Origin of the sequence: Rubellimicrobium roseum, from assembly GCF_006152145.1 — a bacterium.
Classification (GTDB): Bacteria; Pseudomonadota; Alphaproteobacteria; order Rhodobacterales; family Rhodobacteraceae; genus Rubellimicrobium; species Rubellimicrobium roseum.
Window position 1 is genome coordinate 1 of sequence record NZ_VDFV01000084.1, and the last position, 8,474, is coordinate 8,474.

Consider the following 8,474-nt stretch of genomic DNA (forward strand, 5'->3'; position numbering starts at 1 on the left):
TTCCGAGCGGGCCGTGAACACAAAGGCGTCGTGGCCCAGACCGCCGGTCAGCCTGTCCCGGCCCACCCCGCTAGACAGCCTGTCATTGCCCAAGCCGCCGTCCAAGATGTCATCGCCCTTCTCGCCTTGCAGAAGGTCATGCCCCGCAGCCCCGTGCAACCGGTCCTTGCCGTGACCTCCGTACAGAAAGTCAGCGCCGGCCCCCCCTGACAGAGCGTCATTGCCGTCTTCGCCATAGAACTGGAAGCGCTCGATCGAGGTGCCGACCGCCACTCCGTTGAACATCGCGCCGCCTCCCGCCTGAGAGACGGAGATGGTGTCGGCCTTCGCGCCTCCGGTGAGCCAGAGGCTGTCTGTCCCCGCTCCGCCATCGGCTCGGTCGCCGGCCTCGACGCCCAGAAAGGTCAGGACGTCGTCGCCCTCGCCGCCAGCCAAGCGGTCCAGTCCGGTCCCTGCTCCAAGCCGATCGTTGCCTTGTCGCCCGACCAGGATGTCGTTCCCGGCCTCTCCAGCGAGGGTGTCGCGCCCAGCGCCCCCATCCAGCCGGTCATTGCCCGCCTTGCCGTTGAGGAGGTTGTCGGTGTCGTTGCCGGTGATCCGGTTGTTCAGCCCGTTTCCGGTCCCGTTCAGGGCCGCAGAGCCCCGCAGCAGGAGGTTCTCCACCTCAGACGCCAGTGTCAGGCTGACCCAGGCGTTGACCTGGTCTGTGCCGCCATCTGCGGCCTCAACGATCGTGTCGCTTGGATCTTCGACGACGTACAGGTCGCTGCCCGCACCCCCGAGCACACGGTCGACGCCCCGGCCGCCGATGAGAGTGTCGTTCCCCGCCTCGCCGAACAGAGCATCGCTGCCACCGCCTCCGAACAGGCCATCATCATCGGCTGCGCCGTAGAAGAACTCAGACCCGCTGCCGCCCGTCAGCGTGTCGTTGCCGTCCTCGCCATAGAACTGAAACCGCTCGAAACCTGTGCCGATGGCTATCCCGTTGACGAACGCCCCCTCGCCCGAGACGGTGATGCGGTCGCCAGTGCTGCCGCCTGTGATCCAGAGGCTATCCGTGCCCAAGCCCCCGTCTGCCGTGTCACCCGCCTCCACGCCTCTGAGGGTCAGGATGTCGTTGCCTTCCCCGCCCGAGAGTTGGTCAAGCCCGGTGCCCGCGCCCAGGCGGTCGTTGCCAAGGCCTCCGTCAAGGGTGTCATTGCCGGCCTCGCCGGAGAGGGTGTCGTGGCCGTCCTCGCCCCAGACATGGTCGTTGCCGAAGCTGCCATTGAGGAAGTCGGTGCCAGTGCCGCCATAGATGCTGTCAGCGCCTTCCCTGCCGTTGATCCAATCATCATCAGCCCCGCCGCTGAGATAGTTGTCATCCCAGGATCCCGTCAGCGTGTCATTGCCTGCATTGCCATCCCCTGACCACGCCTCGACTAGGGTATCATTTCCGGCTCCTCCGCCTGCAATTCCGTTTGCTGCGTAGAGCACGTCATCACCGTCACCGCCATCGAGGTCACGATCACCACCAAAGCTGCTCCTCAGGATGTCATTGCCAGCGCCACCATAGATGCCGTTGTAGCCATCGCCGCCGCCAAAGAGCATGTCATCACCTTCACCTCCGTAGAGGAGGTCCGCGCCAACTAGACTATGGACCGTGTCGTTCCCGGCGCCGCCATACGCGGACCCACCGCCTGTTCCCCCAATGGTAAGCAGGTCGTCGCCGTCGTCACCAAACAGGGAACTACTGTCTTGTCCGGTCAGATCGTCGTTCCCAGAGCCGCCATGGACCTTGGCGCCCCACCCACTGGTAATCAGGTCATCACCTTCACCGCCGTAGGTCACAATGTGATCGACATTCTCGGCGATGAGCACGTCATGGCCTGCGGTGCCGTTGATGGTGAGTGGTGCGTCCTCGGCAATGGTGATCGACACTGTCGCTGTAGAGGTGCCGCCTTCAGTGTCAGTCACTTGGAAAGAGAAGCTGTCTGAGCCCAGGTATTCCGCGATAGGCGTATAAGTGTAGGTTCCATCCGAGTTGATCGTGACGCTGCCGTGCTCGGGTGCATCTCCACTCAAGAGCGCGAACGTGAGCGTTTGACCCTCCGGGTCCGTACCCGTGAGTCTGCCCGCGACGGCAGCAAGGGCATTGGCGCCATAAATGGCGATCCGCGACGAGACAGCAGTCGGAAGGGTCATGGTACCACCAGAAGGTTCAAAGTGATGGAGAGTGAGTGAGAGCCTCAGGGCCGGCAGACGACGTCGAGATCAGCCCCCGCATGTGCGCCGGGCGTGACATTCCCCTCGACGTGACTCAGGGCGAGCAGTTGTGCCACAGGCCTAACGTGTGGCGTGGAGTCCTAAGCGGCAAAGCTACTTACCGGAATGCCACAATGTAAACATAAAAACGAGTTGGGGGTCCGAGTGTGTGGTGGCCTTTCGTGCCGTGTTGGCGGTGTAGGTTGGGGACGACGGTGTGCTGCCTTCAGGCGAGCCACCCTCTTGACTCACGACCTCGTCAGCTAGAACAAAACAGGAACGTGCTGCTCCGCTGACCCACTGCCACGAGGACCCCCGTGTGGACCCTGTGTCCCGCCCTGCTTTGGACCGCCTGCGCGTCGACATCGCCCGCCTGGGGGCCCGCAACCCCGCGCGTCCGGCCGCCGTGCTCCCATTTGACCTGCCCGCGATCGACACTCGCCTGCCCGGGGGTGGGCTCGTTCGGGGCGCGCTGCACGAGGTGGCGGGCGGGGGCATGGACGTGGTCCACGGCACGGCCGCGGCGCTCTTTGCCGCGGGCCTCCTGGCGCGGGCGCCGGGCCGGGTGCTGTGGTGCCTGACGCGCCCCGATCTCTTCGCCCCGGCGCTGGCCCAAGTGGGCCTCGACCCCGACCGGGTGATCTATGTGGAGGCGGGCGACGACGCCTCTGTGCTCGGCTGCGCCGAGGAGGGCCTGCGCCATGGTGGACTCGGGGGCGTGGTGGCCGAGGTAGCCAAGCTCTCCTTGATCGCCTCGCGCCGGCTGCAGCTCGCCGCCGAGGCGGGCGGGACGCTGGGCCTGGCGCTCCGGCGCTGGCGCCGGCCCGCCGAGGCCTCCGACTTCGGCCAGCCCACGGCGGCGCGCACGCGCTGGCGGGTGTCAGCGCTCCCTTCCGCACCCCTGCCGGTGCCCGGGGTGGGCCGGGCACGCTGGCTGGTGGAGCTGGTGCGGGCGCAGGCGGGGGCCAGCGCCGACTGGGTGCTGGAGGCCTGCGATGAGGGGGGTCGTCTCGCTGTACCTGCCGAGCTGGCCCGTGGACCGGCTGCGGCGACGCCTGGGCGCGGCCGCGCCGCCTCCTGAGGTGCCGCTGGCTCTGGTTGGCTCCGATGGCCGCCGGCGTCTGGTGCTCGCCACCAACGCCGCCGGGCGCGCGCTGGGCCTGCGTCCGGGGCTCCCGGCCGCGCAGGCGCAGGCGCTCGTCCCCGGGCTCGCGGTCTTTGCGGCCGCCCCGGCGGAGGACGCGGCGGGGCTCGCGCGGCTCGCCGCCTGGGCGCAGCGGCGCTACGCCCCGGTCGTCGCCCCCGACCTGCCGGACGGCCTGGTCCTGGATGTCACAGGGGCCGCGCACCTGCATGGGGGCGAGCACGCGCTCCTCGTGGACCTCCTCGGGCGACTGGCCTCCGTGCGGGTCGAGGCGCGGGCTGCCATGGCCCCGACCTGGGGCGCAGCTCACGCCCTAGCGCGCTGGGGCACGGTCTCGCCTCTGGTGGTCGATGAGGCCGGAGCCGCTGCAGCGCTGCTGTCCCTGCCCCTCGCCGCCCTGCGCCTGGACGCCCCCACTCTGGCCGGGCTGCGCCAGCTCGGGCTCGACACGGTCGGCGACCTTGCGGCCCAGCCCCGCGCGCCCCTGGAGCTGCGCTTCGGGCCCGCCCCTGGCCGGCGCCTGGATCAGGCGTTCGGCCGCCTGCCTGAGCCCATCACGCCTGTGGTGGTCCCGGACCTCGTGCAGGTGGAGCGCGCCTTTGCCGAGCCGATCAGCGCCCCGGAGACACTGGCCCGCGCCATCGGGCTCCTCGCGGACGCGCTGGCGCAAGTGCTCGAGGCCCGGGGCCTGGGCGCGCGCCGGCTCGATCTTCTGTTCCACCGCGTCGACGGCCGCGTGGAAGCGGTCCGGGTCGGCACGGCCAAGCCCGTGCGCGAGCCGCGGCGCGTGGCGCGGCTGCTGGCGGACCGCCTGGAGCGCGTCGACCCGGGCCTGGGCGTCGAGCGCATGCGACTCTCCGCGCCCACCACCGAGCCCCGGGGCTGGCGGCCTGCGCCCACGACGCTGGGCGAGACGGCGGAGGCGGATGTGGCCGCCCTCGTCGACACCTTGGCGAACCGGCTGGGGGCGCATCGGCTCTACCGCCTGGCCGCCGTCGAGAGCGACACGCCCGAGCGCTCGGTGCGGCGCGTGGCCCCGCTCGCGGCCCCCACCCCGGGCCGCTGGGAGCCCGGCTGGCCCCGCCCCGCGCGCCTCCTGGCCCCGCCCGAGCCGGTGGACACGCTGGCGCTGCTGCCCGACCATCCGCCGGTTCACTTCACCTGGCGGGGCGTGCGCCGTCGCGTGGCGCGCGCCGACGGGCCCGAGCGCATCTACGGCGAGTGGGTGCGCTCGGACGCCGAGCTCTGGGCGGTGCGGGACTACTTCGTCGTGGAGGACGAGGCGGGCCTGCGCTTCTGGCTGTTTCGGGCCGGCGACGGCCGGGACCCCGCCACCGGCTCGCAGCGCTGGTTCCTCCATGGGCTTTTCGCATGAGCGAGGCGGGTGACAGCTCAGGCGACGGGGACGGGACGGGCGGGCTGCCGGCCGATCAGCCGCCGGCCGAACAGCCGCTCGCCCCCAGCTCCCGCGACGGCGCTTCCCCCAACACCAGCCCGCTCCTCCGCTACGCCGAGCTGCAGTGCCTGAGCCACTTCTCCTTTCTGCGCGGGGCCTCGTCGTGCGACGAGCTCTTCGCCCAAGCCGCGGTCGAAGGTCTCGAGGCGCTGGCCATCACCGACCTGGGCAGCCTGGCCGGTCTCGTGCGCGCCCATGAGGCCGCCAAGGCCACAGGCGTGCGCCTCATCGTGGGCTGTCAGCTGCGGCTCGACGACGGTGCAACCGTGCTCGTCTACCCCACCGACCGCGCCGCCTATGGCCGCCTCTGCCGCCTGCTCACTCTGGGCAAGCGGCGCGGCGGCAAAGGCGTCTGCACGCTCGGCTGGGACGACCTCGCGGCCCATGCGGAAGGGCTGGTGGCCATCCTGGTGCCCGAGGAGGCTGATGCCCTTTGCGCCGCCCAGGCGAGGCGCCTGGCCACGCTCTTCGGCGAGGGCGCCCACCTCGCGCTCACCCTGCGCCGTCGCCCCCGGGACCAACTGCGCCTCCATCAGCTCTCGGTGCTGGCCGCGCGCGAGGGGGTGCGGACCGTGGTCACCGGCGACGTGCTCTACCACGACCCGCGCCGCCGCGTGCTCCAGGAGGTGATGACCTGCATCCGGGAAGGCTGCACCATTGACGAGCTGGGCCAGCGTCGCGAGCGCGCGGGCGAGCGCCATCTGAAGTCCGCAGCCGAGATGCACCGGCTCTACGCGGCCCACCCCGAAGCGCTCGCGCGCACCGTGGAGATCGCTGAGCGTTGCCGCTTCTCGCTCTCGGAACTCGCCTACCAGTATCCCGAGGAGGCGACGATCCCCGGGCTCAGCCCGCAAGGCGCGCTGGAGCGGCTCGCCTGGGAGGGCGCGGCCGAGCGCTACCCCGAGGGGGTGCCCGAGGAGGTGGCGGGCCTGATCCGCCGCGAGCTCGCGCTCATCGCCGAGCTGAGCTACGCCCCCTACTTCCTGACCGTCCACTCCATCGTGCGCTTTGCCCGTTCGCGCGGCATCCTGGCCCAAGGCCGCGGCTCGGCTGCCAACTCCGCCGTCTGCTATGCGCTGGGCATCACCTCCATCGACCCCGACCGCTCGGACCTCCTCTTCGAGCGCTTCGTCTCGACCGAGCGGCGCGAGCCGCCCGACATCGACGTCGACTTCGAGCACGAGCGGCGCGAGGAGGTGATCCAGTGGGTCTACGAAACCTACGGGCGCGACCACGCCGCGCTCTGCGCCACCGTGATCCGCTACCGCGCCCGGGGGGCGCTGCGCGACGTGGGCCGCGCTCTGGGCCTGCCCGAGGACCTGCTCCGGGCGCTCTCCTCCCAGGTCTCGGCCTGGGCCGTCGAGGGCGTGGAGATGAAGCACGCGGCCGAGCTGAACCTCGTCACCACCGACCGGCGGCTGCAGCTGGCCCTGGAACTGGCGCGCGAGCTCGTGGGTCACCCGCGGCACCTCAGCCAGCACCCGGGCGGCTTCGTGCTCACGCGCGACCGTCTGGACGAGCTCGTGCCCATCGAGCCCGCCGCCATGACGGACCGGCAGGTGATCGAGTGGGACAAGGACGACATCGATGCGCTGCGGTTCATGAAGGTCGACTGCCTCGCTCTCGGCATGCTCTCGTGCCTCCGGCGCGGCCTCGACATGCTGGCCCAGCACAAGGGCGTCCACCTCGACCTGGCGACGATCCCGCCCGAGGACCCCCGCACCTTTGCCATGATCCGCCGCGCCGACACGCTGGGCGTGTTCCAGATCGAGTCCCGCGCGCAGATGGCCATGCTGCCGCGCATCAAGCCCCGTACCTTCTACGACCTCGTGGTGGAGGTGGCGATCGTGCGGCCCGGGCCCATCCAGGGCGACATGGTGCATCCCTACCTGCGACGGCGGGAGGGCCGCGAGCGGGTGCACTACCCCACGCCCGAGCTCGAGCGCGTGCTGGGCAAGACCCTGGGCGTGCCGCTCTTTCAGGAGCAGGCCATGCGGGTAGCCATCGAGTGCGCGGGCTTCACACCCGGCGAGGCCGATCAGCTCCGGCGCGCCATGGCCACGTTCAAGTTCACCGGCGGCGTCTCCCCCTTCCGCGACAAGCTCGTCTCGGGCATGGTCGCGCGCGGCTACACCCGCGACTTCGCGGAGCGCACCTTTGCGCAGCTCGAAGGCTTCGGCTCCTATGGCTTTCCCGAGAGCCACGCCGCGTCGTTTGCACTCCTGGCCTACGCCTCGTCGTGGCTGAAGTGCTGGCATCCGGACGTGTTCTGCGCGGCGCTTCTCAACAGCCAGCCCATGGGCTTCTACGCCCCGGCCCAGATCTTGCGCGACGCGCGCGAGCACGGGGTCGAGGTCCGGCCCGTGTGCGTCAACGCCTCGCGCTGGGACTGCACGCTGGAGCCGGTGGAGGGCTCGGCATCCGGCCACTCAGCCGATTTCCCGACGCGCCCCAGCGACCGCCTCGCCGTGCGCCTTGGGCTGCGGCTGGTCAGGGGTCTGCCTAACGCCGATGCCGCGCGCCTGGTGGCCGCGCGCGGGGAGCGGCCCTTCGCGGGGGTCGGGGAGCTGTGGCGCCGCTCCGGTGTGCCGGTGGCGAGCCTCGCCAAGCTCGCCGCGGCCGATGCCTTCCGCCCGGGGCTGCACCTCGCGCGACGCGAGGCGCTGTGGGCGGTCCGGGCGCTCGGGGACGAGCCGCTGCCGCTCTTCGCGGCCGCGCAGCCGCAGGATGCGGGGGAGGACGGCGATGCCGGCCCTACGGCATACACGCCCGAGATCAATGAGCCACCCGTCTCTCTCCGGCCCATGACGGCCGGGCGCGAGGTCGTCGAGGGCTACGGGCACCTCGGGCTGACCCTGCGGGCTCACCCGCTCGCGTTCCTGCGCGAGGACCTTCGACGCTGGCGCCTCCTCACCTGCGCGGAGGCCACCGCCTGGCGCGACCGGAGCCCCGTGCGCCTGGCCGGGATCGTGCTGGTGCGCCAGAAGCCGGGCTCGGCCAAGGGCGTGCTGTTCATCACCCTCGAGGACGAGACGGGGGTGGCCAACCTGGTGATCTGGCCCGGGCTCTTCGAGGCGAACCGCCGGGTCGTGCTGGGCGCTCGCCTGCTCGGGGTCGAGGGTCAGGTGCAGCGCGAGGGCGAGGTGGTCCACATCGTCGCGCGCCGGCTGCATAACCTGTCTGGCCTCCTGGACAGCTTGGGCAGGCGGGAGGTGGACAGCCGAGTAGGCGCACCCACAAACGAGGCTGACGGGCGAGGAGTCGCTGTCGACGGTCTATCTGCCCAAGGCGGGCCTGCCTCCGCTGTCTCGGGCCTCCCTCCTGAGACGATCCACCTCAAGCCACGGAGCTTTCGCTGAGAAAGACACGAAGCCGTAGCCGAGGTGCCCGCCATGAATGCTATGGACGCCCCTAACGGCCTCCGTCCAAGGTGGTTCAAGAACCCACCTTTGCAGATCGGGGCCGTCACGGGCGTCTACGGTACCAAAGCCGATCGTGACCTTTCAGTCTCGGGTCCTAGTCGTAGCGGCACCTGTGGCTGATCTGCTTGTTTCCTATTGGCGGATAATTGCCCTGTTGACGGCAATTTGGGCGGAACGTAGCCTAGATCGAGGCAAAAATTATCCTCAA

Annotated in this window: 4 protein-coding genes; 3 read left to right on the forward strand and 1 reads right to left on the reverse strand. The window is 70.5% G+C overall.

The features are described from left to right. The coding region (locus FHG71_RS22235; RefSeq protein ID WP_176559581.1) for an Ig-like domain-containing protein at positions 1–2,184 on the reverse strand (2,184 nt) is incomplete at its 3' end. A gap of 379 nt (positions 2,185–2,563) precedes the next feature. Here FHG71_RS22235 and FHG71_RS22240 point away from each other — a divergent pair. The 3 genes from FHG71_RS22240 to FHG71_RS22250 are packed head-to-tail and all read left to right on the forward strand — an operon-like array spanning position 2,564 to position 8,203. Then, a complete protein-coding gene (locus tag FHG71_RS22240; protein WP_218014217.1) occupies positions 2,564–3,325 on the forward strand; it encodes an ImuA family protein in 762 nt (253 codons plus the stop codon). Continuing rightward, a complete protein-coding gene (locus FHG71_RS22245; protein ID WP_139083913.1) occupies positions 3,240–4,763 on the forward strand; it encodes a Y-family DNA polymerase in 1,524 nt (507 codons plus the stop codon). The genes FHG71_RS22240 and FHG71_RS22245 overlap by 86 nt, the downstream gene beginning before the upstream one ends. After that, complete coding sequence (locus FHG71_RS22250; protein ID WP_139083915.1) at positions 4,760–8,203, forward strand: error-prone DNA polymerase; 3,444 nt, start codon at positions 4,760–4,762, stop codon at positions 8,201–8,203. The genes FHG71_RS22245 and FHG71_RS22250 overlap by 4 nt, the downstream gene beginning before the upstream one ends. The last annotated feature ends 271 nt before the right edge of the window (positions 8,204–8,474 follow it).

Coding starts and splice junctions, on each gene's coding strand:
- FHG71_RS22245 (WP_139083913.1), top strand. CDS start 3,240: ATGAGGGGGGTCGTCTCGCTGTACCTGCCGAGCTGGCCCGTGGACCGG.
- FHG71_RS22250 (WP_139083915.1), top strand. CDS start 4,760: ATGAGCGAGGCGGGTGACAGCTCAGGCGACGGGGACGGGACGGGCGGG.